Below are 19,897 nucleotides of genomic sequence, written 5' to 3'. Positions count from 1 at the left end.
GACCGCCGGCCCCGCCGCCCCCACCACCGGCCCCCGCACAACCGCCCGCCCCGCGGCCCCCACCAGCCGACCCCGCACAACCGTCGGCCCCGCCCGCCCCGCCGGCCCCGTTCACGAGATCCGCGTCATCCTCGCCACCGCCGACCAGACCGCCGTCGGCTACCGTCTCCCCGTCGTCGAACTGATCCGCACCTCCGAAGAGCACCGCGCCGTCGGCCACCTCGGCCCCGACCTGCTCGGCCCCGACTGGGACGAGGCCGTCGCCGCCGCGAACCTCCTCGCCGCCCCGGAGCGCCCCCTCGGCGAAGCCCTGCTCGACCAGCGCAACCTGGCCGGCATCGGCAACATCTACAAGTGCGAGCTCTGCTTCCTCGCCGGCCTCACCCCTTGGACCCCCGTCGGCGATATCCCGCCGGCCACGCTCCCCCGTATCGCCGCCGCCGCGCACCGCCTCCTCGAAGCGAACAAGGACCGCCGCCGCAACACCACCGGCAGCCGCCGCCCCGGTCAGGACCTCTTCGTCTACGGCCGCGCCCACCGCCCCTGCCTGCGCTGTGGCACTCCGCTCCGAGAGGCCCCGCAGGACGGCCGCCCCACCTACTGGTGCCCCCGCTGCCAATCCGGCCCGACGCCATAGTTGACGCTCCGTCAGATCCGGTCGTACGGTCCCCGCATGCCCACACCCACTGCGTACGACCTCACCGGCCGCACCGCCCTGATCACCGGCGCCGCCAGCGGCATAGGCCGCGCCACCGCCGTACTCCTCGCCGCGGCGGGCGCGGCCGTGCACTGCGCGGACCGCGACGCCCAAGGCCTCCAGGAAACCGCCGAGTTGGTCACGAAGGCGGGCGGACGGGCCGAGGTGCACCCCGTCGACGTGACCGACCGCGCCGCCCTCAGGGCCGCCGTCGCACAGGCCGGCCCCCTCGACATCACCGCCGCGATCGCCGGGATCATGCACACCAGCAGCGTCCTGGACACCACCGACGAGGACCTCGACCGGGTCCTGGACATCAACTTCAAGGGGGTCCTGCGCACCTGCCAGGAGGCCGCCCGCTCGATGATCGCCGCGGGCCGCCCCGGTTCGATCGTCACGATGGCCTCCGGCGCCGTGGACGCCGCCCAGTCCGGCCTGCTCTGCTACAGCGCCGCCAAGGCCGCCGTCGTCCAGCTGACCAAGACGCTCGCCACCGAGGCCGGCCCGCACGGCATCCGCGTCAACGCGGTCGCGCCCGGCTGGATCCGCACGCCGATGACCGGCCGGCACGGCCCCGAGGTCCAGGAGCGGACCGAAGCGATGATGACGCAGATGTCCCCGCTGCGCCGGGTCGGCGAGCCCGAGGACATCGCCCAGGCCGTGCTCTACCTCGCTTCGGACGCCTCGTCCTTCATGACGGGCCAGATCCTTCGCCCGAACGGTGGGGTCTCGATGCCCTGGTAGCCGCCTCCCCGCCCCCGGCGCCCCAGCCCTCGCCCCCGACCCCCCACGACCCGTCACCCACACCCGCAGCCGCACCCAGACCCGCGCCCGCATCGGCATCCGCGCCCAGACCCGCACCCAGACCCGCATCGCGACGAAGCCGTTCCGCCGCCCTACGCCGCCTGCCCGCCACCCCCGGCACGCAGTGCACCGGCAGCACCCCCGGCCCCCATCCCCCGACGGCGACCGCGCCCTCCAAGGGCCCGGCCTCGGCCGGCGCCAGCGTCAGTCGCAGCACGGCCCACCACCACAGGACGCCCACGGCCAGCGCGAGGGCCAGGCCCACAGGTATACGCATACGCAGACGCAGCACACGCCGCACGGCCACCTCCCAGGGCCGGGGACCGGGACAGCCCCAATCCTCCCGCACCCCCTCCGCGCCCGCACCCAGAACAGCCGGGAGCCCCGGCCGGTGCCTCAGGCACCGGCCGGGGCTCCGGCCACACTCACACACGCGCTCACGCACGCTCACGCACTCTTCAGCAGCACGTCACGCGGCTACGACGTTCACCGCTTCCACGGGCGCCTTGATGGTCACCCGCTCCGGGCCACCCGTGACCGAGGCCACGGATACCGAATTGAGCATGGGGCGGACCGGTGCGGACACCGGTTCACTTGCCGCGGCCGACTGTGCCAGCTCGGCGAGCGACAGCTCGTCGCTGACTTCGCGCATCAGCTCGGACATCCGTACGTCAAGCGCGTCGCAGATCGCGGAGAGCAGCTCGGAAGACGCCTCCTTCTGCCCCCGCTCAACCTCGGAGAGATAGCCGAGCGAAACTCGGGCGGACGAGGAGACTTCGCGCAGAGTACGGCCCTGGCGCTGGCGCTGCCGACGCAGCACGTCACCCAGCAGGCGACGGAGCAGAATCATCGGTGGCTCCCTCCTCTGACCGTGTAGCCGTAACCTTCACGCCCCACCGTACCGCCTCGCGCGGCGGCCGTGCGGGGAGCGATGTCGTGTTCACTCAGGGCTGCAAACATCAAATCCCCCCGTTCTGTTCCGTATCCTGCCCCCGCAGATTCTCGCGGAGTTCGCTCGCGAGCAGCTCGAGCACTGTCCGTGCACTCTCCCTACGGATTTCCGCCCGGGAGCCGTTCAACCGCAGCCGGGCCGTTTTCCTGCCGCCGGGACCCTCCACCGCGACGAAAACGGTGCCTACCGGCTGCCCGTCCTGGGGGTCCGGACCGGCCACCCCGGTGGTCGCGATCCCCCACGAGGCACCCAGTACGCGTCTGACTCCCGCCGCCATCTCCGCCGCGACCTGCGCGTTCACCGCGCCTTCGGCCGCGAGCAGCTCCGCGTCGACGCCCAGGACGCGGTGCTTGAGCTCGGTCGCGTACGCGGTGACCGAGCCCCGGAACGACCGAGAAGCGCCGGGGACCGCCGTGAGCTCGGCGGCCACCATGCCGCCCGTCAGCGACTCGGCCACCGCCACCGTACCGTTACTCTCCGCGAGCAGGCGCAGCACGTCCGCCGCAACGGCCCCGGTGTCCCCGGCGGCCCCTTCGGCATTCCGCACCGCATCAGGAATCACAGAAGAATCCCCCGCCTCTTGCGTCACAGCGCCGTCCGATGCGGCACTCACGACACCGGCACTCACGACACCATCCCTACCAGGATCCGCCGGGCTCACCACGCGGCTCACCACTCGGCTCACTACGCGGCTCGCTCCGCGGGCAGACCCTTGCGCCGGAGCACGACGGCCTGGCGGATGTAATCCAAACCGGTGACCACGGTCAGGACAACGGCGACCGCCATCATCCAGAAACGCAAGGTCGCCAGCGGCCCGGTCAGCGCGAGCACGTACATGCCCACGGCCGTTCCCTGGGCCAGCGTCTTGAGCTTTCCGCCGCGGCTCGCGGGAATCACCCCGTACCTGATGACCCAGAAACGCATGAGCGTGATCCCGAGTTCCCGGCCGAGGATCACCCCGGTCACCCACCAGGGCAGGTCACCGAGCCACGACAGACACACCAATGCCGACCCCATGATCGCCTTGTCGGCGATGGGGTCGGCGATCTTGCCGAAGTCAGTGACGAGGTCGTACGTACGGGCCAGGTGCCCGTCGAAGATGTCGGTGATCATGGCGACGGCGAACGCCGCCCAGGCCAGCGCCCGCCAGACGGGGTCGTATCCCCCGTCGGCGAGCAGCAGCATCACGAAGCCCGGCACCAGGACCAGCCGGATCATCGTCAGGATGTTGGCGATGTTCCACAGGCTGGCCTGATTGACCGCCGCGGCGCCCAGCTTCGCGCCGGGCGCGGGCCGACGGCCGGTCCCGCCCGCCGCGGATGCCGGGGCTCCGCTCATCCGGCCGCCTCCTCAAGATCCACTCCCAGCGGCTCGGCCACCAGGTCCACGCCCAGGGTGCCGACGACCTTGGCCGTCACGATGCGCCCGGGGACCAGACCCGCGCCGTCCGTGAAGACGACCTGGCCGTCGGTCTCGGGAGCCTGGTGGGCGGCGCGCCCGTAGGCTCCCTCGCCGTCCTCCGCCTCGTCGATCGGGACGACCGTCTCGACGAGTACCTCCAGGGTCTCCCCGATCCGCTCCTCCGCGCGCTGCGAGGTGAGCTCCTCGGCGAGGCGCTGCATGTGGGCGAGGCGCTCGGCGATGGTGTCGGCGTCCAGCTTGCCGTCGTACGTGACGGCCTCGGTGCCGTCCTCGTCGGAGTAGCCGAAGACGCCGATGGCGTCGAGCCGCGCGTGGGTGAGGAAACGCTCCAGCTCGGCGAAGTCCGATTCCTTCTCGCCGGGGAAGCCGACGATGAAGTTGGACCGGACGCCGGCCTGCGGGGCCTTGGAGCGGATGGTGTCGAGCAGCTCCAGGAACCGGTCGGTGTCCCCGAAGCGGCGCATGGCGCGCAGCACGTCGGGGGCCGAGTGCTGGAAGGAGAGGTCGAAGTACGGGACGACCTTGGGGGTCGAGGTCAGTACGTCGATCAGGCCGGGCCGCATCTCGGCGGGCTGGAGGTAGCTGACGCGGACGCGCTCGATGCCGTCCACCTCGGCCAGCTCGGGCAGCAGGGTCTCCAGCAGGCGGATGTCGCCGAGGTCCTTGCCGTACGAGGTGTTGTTCTCGGAGACCAGCATGATCTCCTTGACGCCCTGCTCGGCGAGCCAGCGCGTCTCGCCCAGCACGTCGCTGGGGCGGCGGGAGATGAAGGAGCCGCGGAAGGACGGGATGGCGCAGAAGGAGCAGCGCCGGTCGCAGCCGGAGGCGAGCTTGACCGAGGCGACCGGGCTCTTGTCGAGGCGGCGGCGCAGCGGCGCGCGCGGTCCCGAGGCGGGCGCGAGGCCCTCCGGCAGGTCCGCGGGGGAAGCCTGCGGCTCCTGGGCGTGGCCGGGGAGGGCCACGTCGGCGTCCTGGCGCTGGGCCGGGCTGATCGGCAGCAGCTTGCGCCGGTCGCGCGGGGTGTGGGAAGCGTGGATGCCGCCGTTGAGGATGGTCTGCAGGCGGTCGGAGATGTCGGCGTAGTCGTCGAAACCGAGCACGCCGTCCGCTTCGGGGAGGGCTTCGGCGAGCTCCTTGCCGTAGCGCTCGGCCATGCAGCCGACGGCTACGACGGCCTGCGTGCGGCCGTGATCCTTGAGATCGTTGGCCTCCAGCAGGGCGTCTACGGAGTCCTTCTTGGCGGCTTCGACGAAGCCGCAGGTGTTGACGACGGCTACGTCCGCATCGGCGGCGTCCTCGACGAGCTCCCAGCCATCCGCCGCCAAGCGGCCTGCGAGCTCCTCCGAGTCCACCTCGTTACGGGCGCAGCCAAGAGTGACAAGGGCGACGGTACGGCGTTCGGGCATGGACTCAAGACTACTTCGTCCCGGCACCGGCCCCCGCCTCCCGTCCCGGTACGACAAGATCCCCGGAGTGCGGCGCGGCACTCCGGGGATCCGGAAGTTTCCATTCCTCGCTGGTCAGCCCGCTTGGGCCTGTCCCTGACGCGGGTCGTCCTTGGTGTATGTGAGGCGTTCCACCTGTCCGGACTGGAATTGGTCCTTGATCTCCTTGCCGTTCACGAAGAGCTTCACGACCCCGGCGTCGCCGAGTACGAGGTCGATGGACTCCTTGTCCGTGAACGTCTTCGATTCGCCCTGCGCGAGGGTGCCGTCGAAGAGGAGCCGGCCACTGTGGTCCTTGGCCGAGATCCAGCTCTCGCCGTCGTTGGCCGTCAGGACGACCGTGACGAGGTCCTTGGGCGCGGCGGCGATGGCGCTGTCGGAGGGCTCGGGCTTGGGGGCCTGAGGTGCCGGCGGTGCCTGGACGGACGGCTTGCCGGCATTCGGCGTGGGTGCGGGCTTCGGCGCGGCGGAACCTTCCGCCACCGGCCGCTTGGACTTCTCGTCGCCACCGCCGAAGGCGGTGAAGCCGACGAAGCCGATCACGGCGACGATGGCGGCGACCATGGCGGCGGTCCAGTTGGGCCGCTGCCGCTCGGGACGGATCCGCTCGGCTTCGAACATCGGCGCGGCGGGGGTGGGTGCCGGCCGGCCGCCGTGGGCCGCGTCGTAGCTGTCGATCAGGGGTACCGGATCGAGGCGCACGGCGCGGGCGAGCGTACGGATGTGGCCGCGGGCGTAGACATCGCCTCCGCAGCGCGTGAAATCGTCGGATTCGATGGCGTGCACGATCGGAATGCGCACGCGGGTGGTGGAACTGACCTCGTCGACGGTCAGCCCGGCGGCGATCCGGGCCTTCTTGAGGACCGTCCCGATCGACGGCCCTTCGACGGAACGTTCGACGATGAGGTCCTCGGACCGGTCGTCGGTCGAAGGCCGCTCTTCTTCGGGGGAGTTGGAGTTGCCGATGGACACGAGGGCGCCTTTCGAGCGTGTAGCCACCTGCTGGATGTCCAGTCTAGGGGGGTGACGAAAGGGTGGAGCAACCGGAGGGGGGTCTTCCTACGCCATACGAATGGCCAGGGGGCTTCCGCCCGGTGCGGCGGCCGGACATCCGCCGCCACCTCCCTCAACTGGACGCGGGCCCGGGAGAAACGGCCCCCCGGGAAGCTTTACCCGCTAGTCGGGCGTCTCCCCGCGGATCACCGCGAGCACCCCGTCGAGCTCGTCGGCCTTGAGCAGCACGTCGCGCGCCTTGGAGCCCTCGCTCGGGCCGACGATCCCCCGGGATTCCATCAGGTCCATCAGCCGACCGGCCTTCGCGAACCCGACGCGCAGTTTGCGCTGGAGCATCGAGGTCGATCCGAACTGCGTCGAGACGACGAGCTCCGCCGCCTGGCACAGCAGGTCCAGGTCGTCGCCGATCTCCTCGTCGATCTCCTTCTTCTGCTTCTGCCCGACCATGACGTCGTTGCGGAAGACGGGCGCCATCTGGTCCTTGCAGTGCTGCACGATCCCGGCGATCTCCTCCTCGGTGACGAAGGCGCCCTGGAGCCGTACGGGCTTGTTCGCGCCCATCGGCAGGAACAGCCCGTCGCCCTTGCCGATGAGCTTCTCCGCACCGGGCTGGTCGAGGATGACCCGGCTGTCTGCGAGCGAGGACGTGGCGAACGCGAGCCGCGAGGGCACGTTCGCCTTGATCAGGCCGGTCACCACGTCCACCGAGGGCCGCTGGGTGGCGAGCACCAGGTGGATGCCGGCCGCGCGGGCCAGCTGGGTGATGCGGACGATGGAGTCCTCGACGTCGCGCGGGGCCACCATCATCAGGTCGGCGAGCTCGTCGACGATCACCAGCAGGTACGGGTACGGGCTGAGCTCCCGCTCGCTGCCCGGCGGCAGTTTGATCTTGCCCTCGCGGATCGCCTTGTTGAAGTCGTCGATGTGCCGGTAGCCGAAGGCCGCCAGGTCGTCGTAGCGCAGGTCCATCTCGCGCACGACCCACTGGAGCGCCTCGGCGGCCCGCTTCGGGTTGGTGATGATCGGCGTGATCAGGTGCGGGATGCCCTCGTACGCCGTCAGCTCCACCCGCTTGGGGTCGACCAGGACCATCCGGACGTCCTCCGGGGTGGCCCGCACCATCACCGAGGTGATCAGGCAGTTGATGCACGAGGACTTGCCGGATCCGGTGGCGCCGGCGACCAGCACGTGCGGCATCTTGGCGAGGTTGGCCATCTCGTAGCCGCCCTCGACGTTCTTGCCGAGCGCGACCAGCATGGGGTGGTCGTCCTCGGCGGCGTCCGCGAGGCGCAGCACGTCGCCGAGGTTGACCATCTCGCGGTCGGAGTTCGGGATCTCGATGCCGACCGCGGACTTGCCCGGGATCGGGCTGATGATCCGCACGTCAGGCGAGGCGACGGCGTAGGCGATGTTCTTCGCCAGTGCCGTGATCCGCTCCACCTTCACCGCCGCGCCGAGGGTCACCTCGTAGCGCGTCACCGTCGGCCCCCGGGTGAAACCGGTGACCTTCGCGTCGACCTTGAACTCCATGAACACGTTCGTCAGCGAGGCGACCACCGCGTCGTTCGCTGCGCTGCGGGTCTTGCCCGGCCCCCCGCGCTCCAGCAGGTCCAGCGAGGGCAGGGCGTACGTGATGTCACCGCGCAGCTGGAGCTGCTCGGCGCGGGGTGGCAGCGCCTGGGCCTGCGGCGGGGCCTTCGTCAGGTCGGGGACGGACAGCGTCCCGGAGGCCGCCGCGGTGGTGTCGTGCGGCGGGGTCGCGCGCTCGGGGGCCTCGGCCTCCACGGCCGCGGCCGCGACCTCGGGAGCCTCGGGCTCCGGGGCCTTCTCCCCCCGGGCGCCGGGCACCGGAGCGGTGAACTCGACGCCTTCGCGCTCCACCGAGATGCCGTGCGTGAGGTCGGCGACCAGCGGGGAAGGCGGCATACCGCCGTACACCGCGCCGTCGAGCGCGGCCGCGGCCGCGGCGGCCACGTCGACCGCGTCCATCCCGCGGTCCATGGCCGGCCGGGCGGCGGTGGACCGCCGGGGGCGCCGCCGGGCGAGCGCCTGCGCCTCGGCGGAGTCCGCCGGATCGCCGGACCCGGCGGCCGCGCCCGTACGGGCCCGCCACCGCTCGGCGTCGTGCCGGTCGTGCCGTCCCTGCCGGTCCTGCTCGTCGGCTCCCTCGCCCTGTTCCCCGTACGCCTCGTCGTACCTGCTCGGCGCGATGACCCCGAGCCGGATCCCCGCGCCGCGCAGCCGCTGCGGGATCGCGTTGACGGGGGTGGCGGTGACCACCAACAGACCGAAGACGGTGAGCAGCACCAGCATCGGCACGGCCAGCGGCGCGCCCATCGTGAAGATCAGCGGCTTCGAGGCGCCCCAGCCGATCAGGCCGCCCGCGTTCTGCATCGCGGTGGTGCCCTCGTCCCGCCCGGGGGCTCCGCAGGCGATGTGTACGAGCCCCAGGACTCCGATGACCAGCGCGGAGAGCCCGATGCCGATGCGGCCGTTGGCGTCGGCCTGTTCGGGGTGGCGGATGAAACGTACCGCCATGACGCCGAGCAGGATCGGCACCAGCAGGTCCAGACGCCCGAAGGCACCGGTGACCAGCATGGTGACCAGGTCTCCGACGGGCCCGCTCAGGTTCGACCAGGTCCCGGCGGCGACGATCAGCGCGAGTGCGAGGAGCAGCAGCGCGAGGCCGTCCTTGCGGTGGGCCGGGTCGAGGTTCTTCGCTCCCCGGCCGACGCCGCGGAAGACGGCGCCGATGGCGTGCGCGATGCCGAGCCACAGGGCGCGCACCAGCCGCAGCACGCCCCCGGTGGGCGACGGCGCGGGTTTGGGCGCGACCTTCTTGACGGGGGCGCGCTTGGCCGCCGCGGCCTTCTTGGCGGGCGGCTTGCGCGCGGGGGCAGCCTTCTTCGCCGGCGCCGTCGTACGGCCGGTGCGGCCCTTCGCGGTGCCCGCGGTGCTCTGGGAACCCTTACCGGACGTACTTGAGGCCATGGGGCCGAGGTTACCGGTGCGCGTGCCGGTGGACACGCGTGCCCACCGCTTCACCCGTTCGTGTCGCCCCGGGCAACCCCGCTTTGACGCGGCGCCAGACCTGACGGAGCGCCAAGCGGGGCCGCGGCCGGACCCCTACGGCCTTCAGCCCTGCACGGGCAGCACCGTGACGCCGCTCCCGGTCCCCGGCTCCAGCGCGTCGAGCGCCCGCCGCAGTCCGGTGAGCTTGCGCTCCAGATGGGCCGCGGTCGCCACCACCGCCGGATCGGCCGCTTCCTCGCCGAGCTGCTTGGACAGCGCCTCCGCCTGCTCCTCCACCGCGGCGAGCCGCGCGGAGAGCTCGGCCAGCAGGCCCGCCGTCTCCTTCGAGCCGTCCACCGCGCCGTTGGAGCTGCCGCCCTCCAGCTGGAGCCTCAGCAGCGCCGCCTGCTCGCGCAGCTGGCAGTTCTTCGTGTACAGCTCCACGAACACCGACACCTTGGCCCGCAGCACCCACGGGTCGAAGGGCTTCGAAATGTAATCCACCGCGCCCGCCGCGTACCCGCGGAAGGTGTGGTGCGGACCGTGGTTGATCGCGGTGAGGAAGATGATCGGGATGTCCCGGGTCCGCTCCCGCCGCTTGATGTGCGCGGCCGTCTCGAAACCGTCCATGCCCGGCATCTGCACGTCCAGCAGGATGACCGCGAAATCGTCCGTCAGCAGCGCCTTGAGCGCTTCCTCCCCCGACGACGCCCGGACCAGTGTCTGATCGAGCGCGGAGAGGATGGCCTCCAGCGCCAGCAGATTCTCCGGCCGGTCGTCGACCAGGAGGATCTTGGCCTTCTGCACCATGCCCTGTCCTCCTCGCCCCGGCATGGGGCCTCCCCGGCTCCTGGCACCGGCGTGTGCGCCGGGCCCCGCCCCAGAGGACGGCATCCTTGCGCCGTCCGTCCTTGTGCCGGTCATCGTAGCCCCAGTCCCGAGATCGCCACACCCTGTCACCAAGATGTCACTGTGCACGAAGCGGAAACGTGGCGGGAGGGCAGAAGGTTCCCTCTCGAGTCCCTCCGTGCCCGCCCGCTTCCGCATCACTTTTCCCGCATATGCCCTTCCATGACCGACAGTAGGTAGTCGGGCTCGACCGGCTTGGTCACATAGTCCGAAGCTCCGGACTCGATGGCCTTCTCCCGGTCCCCCTTCATCGCCTTCGCCGTCAGCGCGATGATCGGCAGCCCCTCGAACTGCGGCATCCGCCGGATCGCCGAGGTCGTCGCGTACCCGTCCATCTCCGGCATCATGATGTCCATCAGCACGAGCGCCACGTCGTCGTGCTGCTCCAGGACCTCGATGCCCTCCCGGCCGTTCTCCGCGTACAGCACCGCCAGCCCGTGCTGTTCCAGCACGCTGGTCAGCGCGAACACGTTCCGGACGTCGTCGTCCACGATCAGCACCCGCTCGCCGTGGAAGTCGTACGCCCGCGGCGCCACCGGCAGCGGCTCCTCGACGGTCCAGGCCTCCGCGTCGCCCTGCCCCGGCACCTCCGCCCGCAGCAGCGGCTCGCTCAGGGCCTTGCGGCGCCGCCGGAACAGCGCCGACGTCCCCTGCCCGGCCGGCCCCCCGGCGCGGGGCAGGGCCACCGGCTGGGCGTCCACTACGGGGCCCGGCTCGGTCGGTGCCACCGGCAGCGCGGGGCGCGCCTCCTCCGCGGCCGGCCTGCGGTACAGCTCGGCGCGGGCCCCGCCGGGCGTGGGCGGCGCGTACCCCTGCGGGGGCAGCTCGCTCGGGTGCAGCGGCAGGTACAGCGTGAAGGTCGAGCCGCGGCCCGGCTCGCTCGCCGCGTGGATCTCCCCGCCCAGCAGCCGGGCGATCTCCCGGCTGATCGACAGCCCGAGTCCGGTGCCGCCGTACTTGCGGCTGGTCGTCCCGTCGGCCTGCTTGAACGCCTCGAAGATCACCAGCATCTTGCTCGCGGCGATCCCGATCCCGGTGTCGGTCACCGAGAAGGCGATCAGGTCGCCGTCCGCCTCCCGCAGCGAACCGGCCTCCAGGAGCTGCTCGCGGATGGCGATCGGCACATCGGCGCCGGCGGGCCGGATCACCAGCTCCACGGCCCCGGTGTCGGTGAACTTCACCGCGTTCGACAGCAGGTTGCGCAGCACCTGCAGGAGTCGCTGCTCGTCGGTGTGCAGGGTCGCCGGGAGCTCCGGCGAGACCCGTACCGAGAAGTCGAGCCCCTTCTCCGCCGTCAGCGGCCGGAAGGTGGCCTCGACGTAATCGACGAGCTGGACCAGAGCGATCCGGGTCGGCGAGACGTCCATCTTCCCCGCCTCGACCTTCGAGAGGTCGAGGATGTCGTTGATCAGCTGGAGCAGGTCCGAGCCGGCCCCGTGGATGGTCTCGGCGAACTCCACCTGCTTCGGCGAGAGGTTCCCGTCCGCGTTGTCGGCGAGCAGCTTGGCCAGGATGAGCAGGGAGTTGAGCGGGGTCCGCAGCTCGTGCGACATGTTCGCCAGGAACTCGGACTTGTAGCGCATCGAGACCGCGAGCTGTTCGGCGCGCTCCTCCAGGACCTGGCGCGCCTCCTCGATCTCGGTGTTCTTCACCTCGATGTCCCGGTTCTGCTGGGCCAGCAGCTCGGCCTTCTCCTCCAGTTCGGCATTGGCGGCCTGGAGGGCCTTCTGCCGGTTCTCCAGCTCGTCGGAGCGCTCGCGCAGCTGCTCGGTCATCTCCTGCGACTGCTTGAGGAGCATCTCCGTCTTGGAGTTGACGGAGATGGTGTTGACGCTCGTACCGATCATCTCGGCGATCTGGCTGAGGAAGTCCTTCTGGATCTGTGTGAAGGGCTGGAAGGAGGCCAGCTCGATGACGCCGAGCACCTTCCCCTCGAAGAGCACCGGCAGCACGATCACGTGCGCCGGCGGGGCCTCGCCGAGCCCCGAGGAGATCTTCAGGTAGCCGGGCGGGGTGTTCTCGATCAGGATCGTCCGCTTCTCCTCGGCGACGGTCCCGATCAGCCCCTCCCCGGGCCGGAACGAGACGGGCATCTGCCCGCCGGCGTAGGCGTAGCTCCCGCGCATCCGCAGCTCGTACGAGCCCTCCGCGCCCCCCTCCCGTCCGATCTCGGTGACGCCCCCGGCCGGCAGGGCCAGGAAGAAGGCGCCGTGCTGCGCGGAGACCACCGGGGTCAGCTCGCTCATGATCAGCGAGGCCACGTCGTCCAGCTCGCGGCGGCCCTGCATCAGGGCGGAGATCCGGGCGAGGTTGCCCTTGAGCCAGTCCTGCTCCTTGTTGGCCAAGGTGGTGTCGCGCAGGTTGGCGATCATCGTGTTGATGTTGTCCTGGAGGACCTGGATCTCGCCCGCCGCGTCCACGTCGATCTTGAGGTTGAGGTCGCCGCGGGTCACGGCCGTGGCCACGGCCGCGATGGCGCGCACCTGCCGCGTAAGGTTCCCTGCCATCTCGTTCACGGACTCCGTCAGGTCCCGCCAGGTGCCGTCCACGTCCCGGACCCGGGCCTGACCGCCCAGGATGCCCTCGGTGCCCACCTCGCGCGCCACCCGGGTCACCTGGTCGGCGAAGGAGGACAGCTGGTCGACCATCGTGTTGATGGTCGTCTTCAGCTCCAGGATCTCGCCCCGCGCATCGATGTCGATCTTCTTGGTCATGTCGCCCTTGGCGATGGCGGTCGTGACCATGGCGATCTGCCGCACCTGACCGGTCAGGTTGGAGGCCATGAAGTTCACCGAGTCGGTGAGGTCCTTCCACGTCCCGGAAACCCCCGGCACGTGCGCCTGGCCGCCGAGGCGTCCCTCCGTGCCCACCTCGCGGGCCACGCGCGTGACCTCGTCCGCGAAGGAGGACAGCGTCTTCACCATCGTGTTCACGGTGTCGGCGAGCTGAGCGACCTCGCCCCGGGCTTCGACCGTGACCGTCTTGGTCAGGTCGCCGTTGGCCACCGCCGTCGAGACCTGGGCGATCCCGCGCACCTGGGCCGTCAGGTTCCCGGCCATGGTGTTGACGTTGTCGCTGAGGTCCTTCCAGATGCCGGTCACCCCCCGCACCCGGGCCTGGCCGCCGAGGATGCCCTCGGTGCCCACCTCGCGGGCCACCCGCGTCACCTGCTCGGCGAACGAGGACAGCTGGTCGACCATCGTGTTCACGGTGGTGACCAGTTCGAGGATCTCGCCCTTCGCGTCGACCGTGATCTTCTTGGAGAGGTCTCCCATGGCGACCGCCGTGGTGACCTCGGCGATGTTGCGCACCTGCGAGGTCAGGTTGTTCGCCATGAAGTTGACGGACTGCGTGAGGTCCTTCCAGGTGCCGGAGACGCCCTTCACCTCCGCCTGGCCGCCGAGGATGCCCTCGGTGCCCACCTCCCGGGCCACCCGCGTCACCTGCTCCGCGAAGTTCGAGAGCTGGTCCACCATCGTGTTGAGGGTGTTCTTCAGCTCCAGGATCTCGCCCCGGGCGTCGACCTCGATCTTTTGCGACAGGTCACCGCGGGCCACCGCGGTGGCGACCTGCGCGATGTTGCGCACCTGCGAGGTCAGGTTCCCGGCCATGCCGTTCACCGAGTCCGTCAGGTCCCGCCACACTCCGGCCACACCCGGCACCTGGGCCTGGCCGCCGAGCCGGCCCTCGGTACCCACGTCCCGGGCCACCCGGGTCACCTGCTCCGCGAAGGCCGAGAGCTGGTCGACCATCGTGTTGATGGTGTTCTTCAGCTCCAGGATCTCGCCCCGGGCGTCCACGTCGATCTTCTGGGACAGGTCGCCGCGGGCGACCGCCGTGGTCACCTGGGCGATCTGGCGCACCTGCGAGGTCAGGTTCCCGGCCATGAAGTTGACCGAGTCGGTGAGCTCCTTCCAGGTGCCGGACACCCCCTCGACCCGCGCCTGCCCGCCGAGCCTGCCCTCCGTACCCACGTCCCGGGCCATCCGCGTGACCTGGTCGGCGAAGGAGGACAGCTGGTCGACCATCGTGTTCACGGTGTTCTTCAGCTGGAGCATCTCGCCCGAGACGTCCACCGTGACCTTCTGCGACAGGTCTCCGTTGGCCACGGCCGTCGTCACCTGCGCGATGTTGCGCACCTGGCCGGTGAGGTTGCGGAAAGCGGTGTTCACCGAGTCGGTGAGGTCCTTCCACGTCCCGGCCGCGCCCGGCACCTGCGCCTGGCCGCCGAGCTCGCCCTCCACGCCGACCTCGCGGGCCACGCGCGTCACCTCGGCACCGAAGGACTGGAGCTGGTCCACCATCGTGTTGACGGTGTTCTTCAGCTCCAGCATCTCGCCGGCCACGTTCACGGTGACCTTCTGCGACAGGTCTCCGTTGGCCACGGCCGTCGTCACCTGCGCGATGTCCCGCACCTGCGTGGTGAGGTTGCGGAAGACCGTGTTCACCGAATCGGTGAGGTCCTTCCACGTCCCGGCCGCGCCCGGCACCTGCGCCTGGCCGCCGAGCAGGCCCTTCGCCCCGACCTCGCTGGCCACGCGCGTGACCTCGTCCGCGAAGGTCCGCAGCGTCTCCGTCATCTGGTTGATCGTTTCGGCCAGCTGCGCGACCTCGCCGCGCGCGCTGACCCGGACCTTCTGCGACAGGTCTCCGCTGGCCACGGCCGTCGTCACCTGGGCGATGCCGCGCACCTGGGCCGTCAGGTTGCCGGCCATCGTGTTGACGGAGTCGGTCAGGTCCTTCCAGACGCCCGCGACCCCGGGCACCTTCGCCTGGCCGCCGAGCTCACCCTCCGTACCCACCTCGCGCGCCACGCGGGTCACCTCGGAGGAGAACGAGGACAGCTGGTCCACCATCGTGTTGACGGTGTTCTTCAGCTGGAGCATCTCGCCGGCCACGTGCACCGTGACCTTGCGCGACAGATCGCCCTTGGCCACCGCCGTCGTCACGAGGGCGATGTCACGCACCTGGGCGGTGAGCCGGTACGCCATCGTGTTGACGGAGTCGGTCAGATCCTTCCAGGATCCGGACATCCCACGCACCTGGGCCTGGCCGCCGAGCTTGCCCTCGGTGCCCACCTCCAGCGCCACCCGCGTCACCTCGTCGGTGAACGCCGACAACTGGTCGACCAGGTTGTTGACCGTCCGCCCGACCTTCAGGAACTCCCCGCGCAGCGGATGGCCGACCCCGTCCGCCGTTTGCGTCCGCAGGTCCATCCGCTGGTCGAGGTCGCCCTCGGCGACCGCGGACAGCACCCGGCCCACCTCGGACACCGGCCGGGCCAGGTCGTCCACCAGCTGGTTCGAGGCGTCGATGGCAGCCGCCCAGGAGCCCTCACAGGCGCCCGTTTCCAGCCGTTCGCTCAGTTTTCCCTCGCGGCCCACCATCCGCCGCACCCGTGACAGCTCCCCGGTCAGGTGGAGATTCCGGTCGGCGACCTCGTTGTAGACGGCGGCGATCTCCGCCATCACGCCGTCGCCGGACACCGTCAGCCGCTTGCGGAAGTTTCCGTCGCGCATCGACACCAAGGCCGTGAGCAGCCTGTTCAGTGCCGCGGTATCCACTTCCGTCGTGCTGCCCCGCCGGGACCGTCCGCCCTTCGGACGCGTTCCCGTACGCCGCACCGCCGCGCCAGACTCCACCGTGTCCCTCCCGAAAGGGTCGACCGTCGTTTCACCGGGCACCTTGCTCATCACTACCCGACTCCAAGCCTGCCCAGTGTTTCACCCCGGCCGAACCCGGCCATAACACTCCGGCACCATCGCACACCGGCCGTACCCTGCGGGTGGATTCCCCGACGACGGCACCCTGGCCACCGCGAAGGTAAGTACCCTGACACCCGATGTCCACCGCGTCGAAGGAGACTAGTGATCACGGCACGGGCGGCTGCCAGTTTCGATCCCCTAGGGCGCTCTGTCGCCGCTGCCCGCGCGTTCGTCCGCGACACCCTCCAAGGCTGGGGCTTCGCGGACATCGTCGACGACGCGGTGGTGCTCACCAGCGAGCTCGTCACCAATGCCGTGATCCACGCCGGCACCAGCGCGGAAGTCCTGTGCCTGCGTACCGAGGACGGCGTCCGGATCGAGGTCGCCGACCGCTACCCGGAGCGCGAGCTCCCGCTCCAGCTCCCCGGCGAGCGCCCCTACGCCGACCCCGACCGCGAGAGCGGCCGCGGGCTGATGCTCTGCGCGGCCCTCGCCACCCGCTGGGGCGTCGAATACACCGCCGCGCACAAACACGTGTGGTTCCGCATCGACCTGCCGGACCGTCCGGTCGGTACCCGGTCCGCGGGCCCCCTCGTCCCCGACCAGCTGCTTCCCCTCGCCGACAGCCGGGTCCGCGTCGCCGTCCTCCAGGTCGACGCCAACGACATCATCTCCGCCTGGAACGAGGACGCCGAGATCGTCTTCGGCCACCCCGCCGAGAAGGCCGTCGGCCGCCCCCTCGCCGAGCTCGCCGCCTGGCCGCAGACCCCCGGCACCGGCACCGGCATCGCCGAGGCCCTGCGCCTGTCCCGCTGGGAGGGCAGCTACGGGATCCGCGGCGCCGACGGCCGCGTCATCCCCGTCTACGCCTCCCACCTGCGGGTCCGCGATGCCCACGGCGAGCCCTCCATCGTCTGCCTCCTGGTCCACGACGACGAGCGCGCCCTCCTGCAGACCCCCGCACGCGTCCCGGCCATCGACGGCCACCTCGTCGACCCGCGCCCCGCCGACCCCTTCCAGATCTTCATCGGCTCCCCCGCCCCCGACGACCTCGAAGGGCTCCTCCAGCGCACCGTGGAACGCGCCCGCGACCTCCTGGACGCCGACTCCGCCTTCCTCCTCCTGGCCACCGACGACGAGACCGAGCTCGAGGTCCGCGCCACCACCGGCCTGCCCTCCACCCGCCAGCGCTTCGCCCGCGTCCCCATCGAAGCCGGCACCAACCGGTACGGCAGCGCCCGCATGCCCGCGGTCCACGACGACCTCGCCGTGTCCCCCGGAGCCGTTCCGCTCCTGGAATCCACCGGCATGCGCTCCGCGATCACCGTCCCCCTCAAGGTCGAGGGCCGCCTCACCGGCTCCCTCGGCGTGGCCACCGAGGCCCCCGGGCGCTATTCGAACGACGAGGCCCTGCGCCTCCAGTTCGCCGCCGACCGCATCGCCCTGGCCGTCGAATCCGCCCGCCTCGGCGAGCTCGAACGGCTGCGACGCGGCTCCCTGTCCTTCCTCGTCGAAGCCTCCGACCTGCTCGCCGGCACCCTCGACCGGGACCAGACCCTGGCCCTCATGGCCCAGATGACCGTCCCGACCCTCGCCACCTGGTGCGCCGTCTACACGATCGCCGACCCGTCCTCCGACCCGTACCTCTCCTACGTGCTGCACGAGGACGAGGAGCGCATCGACGGCCTCAAGGCCCTGCTCGCCAAGGTCAGCCCGCCCGAACCGGTCCGCGAGGCCGGCGCCCGCCCCTGGCCCGCGACGACCCTCGCGGTCGGCGGCGAGACGGTGGTCCTCCCCCTGCTCGCCCGCAACCGCGTCATCGGCATGCTGACCCTCGGCAAGCCGTCCGAGGAGCACTTCCGCCAGGAGATCCTCGAACTCGCCGAGGACCTCTCCCGCCGAGCCGCCCTCGCCCTGGACAACGCCCGCCTGTACTCCGAGCGCACCGCCATCAGCCGCTCCCTCCAGCGCAGCCTGCTGCCTCCCGACTCCCCCGCGATCCCGGGCATCGAGGTCGAGGTCATCTACCGCGCGGCCGGCGAGGGCAACGAGGTGGGCGGCGACTTCTACGACGTCTTCCCGATCCGCCCCGGTGTCTACGGGTTCGCCATCGGCGACGTCTGCGGTACGGGCCCCGAGGCGGCCGCCGTCACCGGCCTGGCCCGTCACGCCCTGCGCCTGCTGGCCCGCGAGGGCCTCGGCGGCCCGGCCGTACTGGAACGCCTCAACGCGGCGATCCTCGACGAGGGCGACCGCAGCCGCTTCCTCACCCTCCTCTACGGCGAGCTCCACCCCCAGCCCGACGGCAGCGCCCACATGAAGGTCGTCTGCGCCGGCCACCCGCTCCCGCTGCGGCTGCGCCCGAACGGCGAGGTCACCCCGGCCGCCGACCCTCAGCCCCTCCTCGGCGTCCTCGACGACCTCGACCTCTACGAGCAGACCCTCACCCTGGAACCGGGCGACGTCCTGCTCTGCGTCACGGACGGCATCACCGAACGCCGCGAGGGCACCCGCATGCTCGGCGACGACGGCCTCACCGAGGTCCTCAGCACCTGTACGGGCCTCACCGCCGGCGCCGTCGCCTCCCGCGTCCTGCGCGCGGTGGAACGCTTCGCCGCCGAGCCCGCCTCCGACGACATGGCCATCCTCGCCTTCCGCATCCCCCAGCAGCGCGACGGCGACTGAGCACCGTCGCGCCACTCGCCTTACCGACGGGGCCCCGCCACGAGGATCATGAACGACGGGGGCGCCATTTCCCCGGTCCAGGGAGCGGAGCCCGTCTCGACGACCGCGTCACGGCCGGCATCGGACCGGGAAGGGGACATGGACGGCGGCAGGGACGGGGACGAGTAGGCGCCGTCGGCAGCCGGGGCCGTCCTGAACGTGGGGGCGAGGTGTCGGATCCGTTCGGTGCTCATGGCGTTCCTTCCATGGATCGAGGGCCTTGGAACTTCCGCTGATCCCATTGCGCCCCGAACCCCGCCCCTGGTCACGGCCCGAAGATTCGGGGCTTGACGAGGACTCCCGGAACCCCTGCACACGGAAAAGGGCCCCCGCCACAAGGCAGAGGCCCTTATACGCCGGTCCCTCAGACGTCGTCCCGACGCGCCAGCGCGATCCCGAGCACGTCCCGCACGTACAGCTCGACGAACTCGGGCAGCCAAGGATCACCCGCCATCCGGTCGAAGACCTTCACCAGCCGGTCGTCCGGCTCATCGGTCAGCAGGACGATCCGCCAGGTATTGAGCGGCTGCTCGTCCGTACCCGCGACCCCGTGCTGTACGTGGAACAGCGGCTGGCGGTCGTCCGCGTGCAGGGGAGCACCCTGCACGTCGGAGAAGGTCTCCCGGCCGAGGAAGGTGACCACCTGCCGGTCGTGGTTCAGGTACGTCTCCTCGAGCACGAGCCCGTACGCGTCCGGCTCCAGCCACAGCCTCTGCTGCGACTGCCTGACGAACTCGGCCCCCAGTTCCGCACCCGCCCGGCCCGGCACCCAGGCGGAGGCAGAGCCCTCCTTGATGACGTTCGGAATGAAGGCACCCGGATTGCCGGCCTTCCGGACCTCCATGTCCCAGACCCCCGCCCGGTCCAGGGCCACCGGCTCCGCGGCGACGTACCGCTCGCCCAGGATCCGGTTCACGTCCACGTCCGGCAGAACCGCCCGGGTATACCTCTCGTCGGCCCAGGCCTGTTCGAACTCGGCCTCAGCCGGAGTCTGATCCGACATCACGCGTTCCTCCCGTTGAACAACATCCTCAAGATCAACCCGAAGGATACTCAGGAGAACTCGGGGAAACGCAAAAAGGCCCCCACCAATGGCGGGGGCCTTCTCGTTTTGGAGCCCTTTAACGGAATCGAACCGTTGACCTTCTCCTTACCATGGAGACGCTCTACCGACTGAGCTAAAAGGGCGGGTTGTTCGGCGGCGTCCTACTCT

The 19,897-nt window shown here is 70.9% G+C and carries 13 protein-coding genes and 1 tRNA gene; 3 read left to right on the top strand and 11 right to left on the bottom strand.

Annotation, left to right across the window (positions count from 1 at the left end):
• Together J7E97_RS32135 and J7E97_RS32130 are read left to right on the top strand one after the other, a co-directional pair.
• A partial coding sequence (locus J7E97_RS32135; protein WP_285428953.1) for a zinc finger domain-containing protein occupies nt 1-637 on the top strand: 637 nt, incomplete at its 5' end.
• Nucleotides 638-673: 36 nt separating this feature from the next.
• The gene (locus J7E97_RS32130) at nt 674-1,441 is read left to right on the top strand and encodes an SDR family NAD(P)-dependent oxidoreductase (RefSeq protein WP_215034608.1); all 768 of its coding nucleotides are present in this window, start codon (nt 674-676) and stop codon (nt 1,439-1,441) included.
• A 529-nt stretch (nt 1,442-1,970) separates the two neighbouring features.
• On the opposite strand, the gene J7E97_RS32125 is transcribed toward J7E97_RS32130, so the two are convergent.
• The 8 genes from J7E97_RS32125 to J7E97_RS32090 form a co-directional block, all read right to left on the bottom strand.
• A complete protein-coding gene (locus J7E97_RS32125; protein WP_112451800.1) occupies nt 1,971-2,351 on the bottom strand; it encodes a helix-turn-helix domain-containing protein in 381 nt (126 codons plus the stop codon).
• 109 nt (nt 2,352-2,460) lie between these two features.
• Nucleotides 2,461-3,000, bottom strand: a complete 540-nt coding sequence (locus J7E97_RS32120; protein ID WP_215034610.1) for a CinA family protein — start codon at nt 2,998-3,000, stop codon at nt 2,461-2,463.
• A gap of 137 nt (nt 3,001-3,137) precedes the next feature.
• The gene (gene pgsA, locus J7E97_RS32115; protein ID WP_215034606.1) at nt 3,138-3,791 is read right to left on the bottom strand and encodes a CDP-diacylglycerol--glycerol-3-phosphate 3-phosphatidyltransferase; all 654 of its coding nucleotides are present in this window, start codon (nt 3,789-3,791) and stop codon (nt 3,138-3,140) included.
• A complete protein-coding gene (rimO, locus tag J7E97_RS32110) occupies nt 3,788-5,281 on the bottom strand; it encodes a 30S ribosomal protein S12 methylthiotransferase RimO (RefSeq protein ID WP_215034604.1) in 1,494 nt (497 codons plus the stop codon). Before rimO ends, pgsA begins: the two co-directional genes overlap by 4 nt.
• 114 nt (nt 5,282-5,395) lie before the next feature.
• Nucleotides 5,396-6,292 carry a helix-turn-helix domain-containing protein gene (locus J7E97_RS32105; RefSeq protein WP_215034597.1) on the bottom strand — a complete coding sequence of 299 codons (897 nt, stop codon included), beginning with the start codon at nt 6,290-6,292 and terminating at the stop codon, nt 5,396-5,398.
• A gap of 204 nt (nt 6,293-6,496) precedes the next feature.
• Nucleotides 6,497-9,325, bottom strand: coding sequence for a DNA translocase FtsK (locus J7E97_RS32100; protein ID WP_215034596.1), 2,829 nt, complete (start codon nt 9,323-9,325; stop codon nt 6,497-6,499).
• A 144-nt stretch (nt 9,326-9,469) separates the two neighbouring features.
• Nucleotides 9,470-10,156, bottom strand: coding sequence for a two-component system response regulator (locus tag J7E97_RS32095; RefSeq protein WP_215034594.1), 687 nt, complete (start codon nt 10,154-10,156; stop codon nt 9,470-9,472).
• 236 nt (nt 10,157-10,392) lie between these two features.
• Complete coding sequence (locus J7E97_RS32090) at nt 10,393-15,897, bottom strand: HAMP domain-containing protein (protein WP_215034592.1); 5,505 nt, start codon at nt 15,895-15,897, stop codon at nt 10,393-10,395.
• A 225-nt stretch (nt 15,898-16,122) separates the two neighbouring features.
• On the opposite strand from J7E97_RS32090, the gene J7E97_RS32085 reads away from it, so the two are divergent.
• Nucleotides 16,123-18,645, top strand: coding sequence for a SpoIIE family protein phosphatase (locus tag J7E97_RS32085; RefSeq protein WP_215034590.1), 2,523 nt, complete (start codon nt 16,123-16,125; stop codon nt 18,643-18,645).
• 20 nt (nt 18,646-18,665) lie between these two features.
• Here J7E97_RS32085 and J7E97_RS32080 read toward each other — a convergent pair whose 3' ends face one another.
• From J7E97_RS32080 to J7E97_RS32070, 3 genes are all read right to left on the bottom strand, one after another.
• Nucleotides 18,666-18,878: a hypothetical protein gene (locus tag J7E97_RS32080; protein ID WP_215034588.1), complete on the bottom strand. Its 213-nt coding sequence runs from the start codon at nt 18,876-18,878 to the stop codon at nt 18,666-18,668.
• Between the two features lie 170 nt (nt 18,879-19,048).
• Nucleotides 19,049-19,687 (bottom strand): hypothetical protein, encoded by a 639-nt coding sequence (locus J7E97_RS32075; RefSeq protein ID WP_215034585.1) that lies wholly within the window; start codon nt 19,685-19,687, stop codon nt 19,049-19,051.
• 109 nt (nt 19,688-19,796) lie between these two features.
• Nucleotides 19,797-19,872: transfer RNA gene (locus J7E97_RS32070), tRNA-Thr, on the bottom strand.
• Between the last annotated feature and the right edge of the window lie 25 nt (nt 19,873-19,897).

This window comes from Streptomyces sp. ISL-66 (assembly GCF_018614135.1).
Lineage (GTDB): Bacteria > Actinomycetota > Actinomycetes > Streptomycetales > Streptomycetaceae > Streptomyces.
The sequence above is the reverse complement of the archived record's forward strand: the minus strand, read 5'-3'. Positions and strand labels throughout refer to the sequence as shown.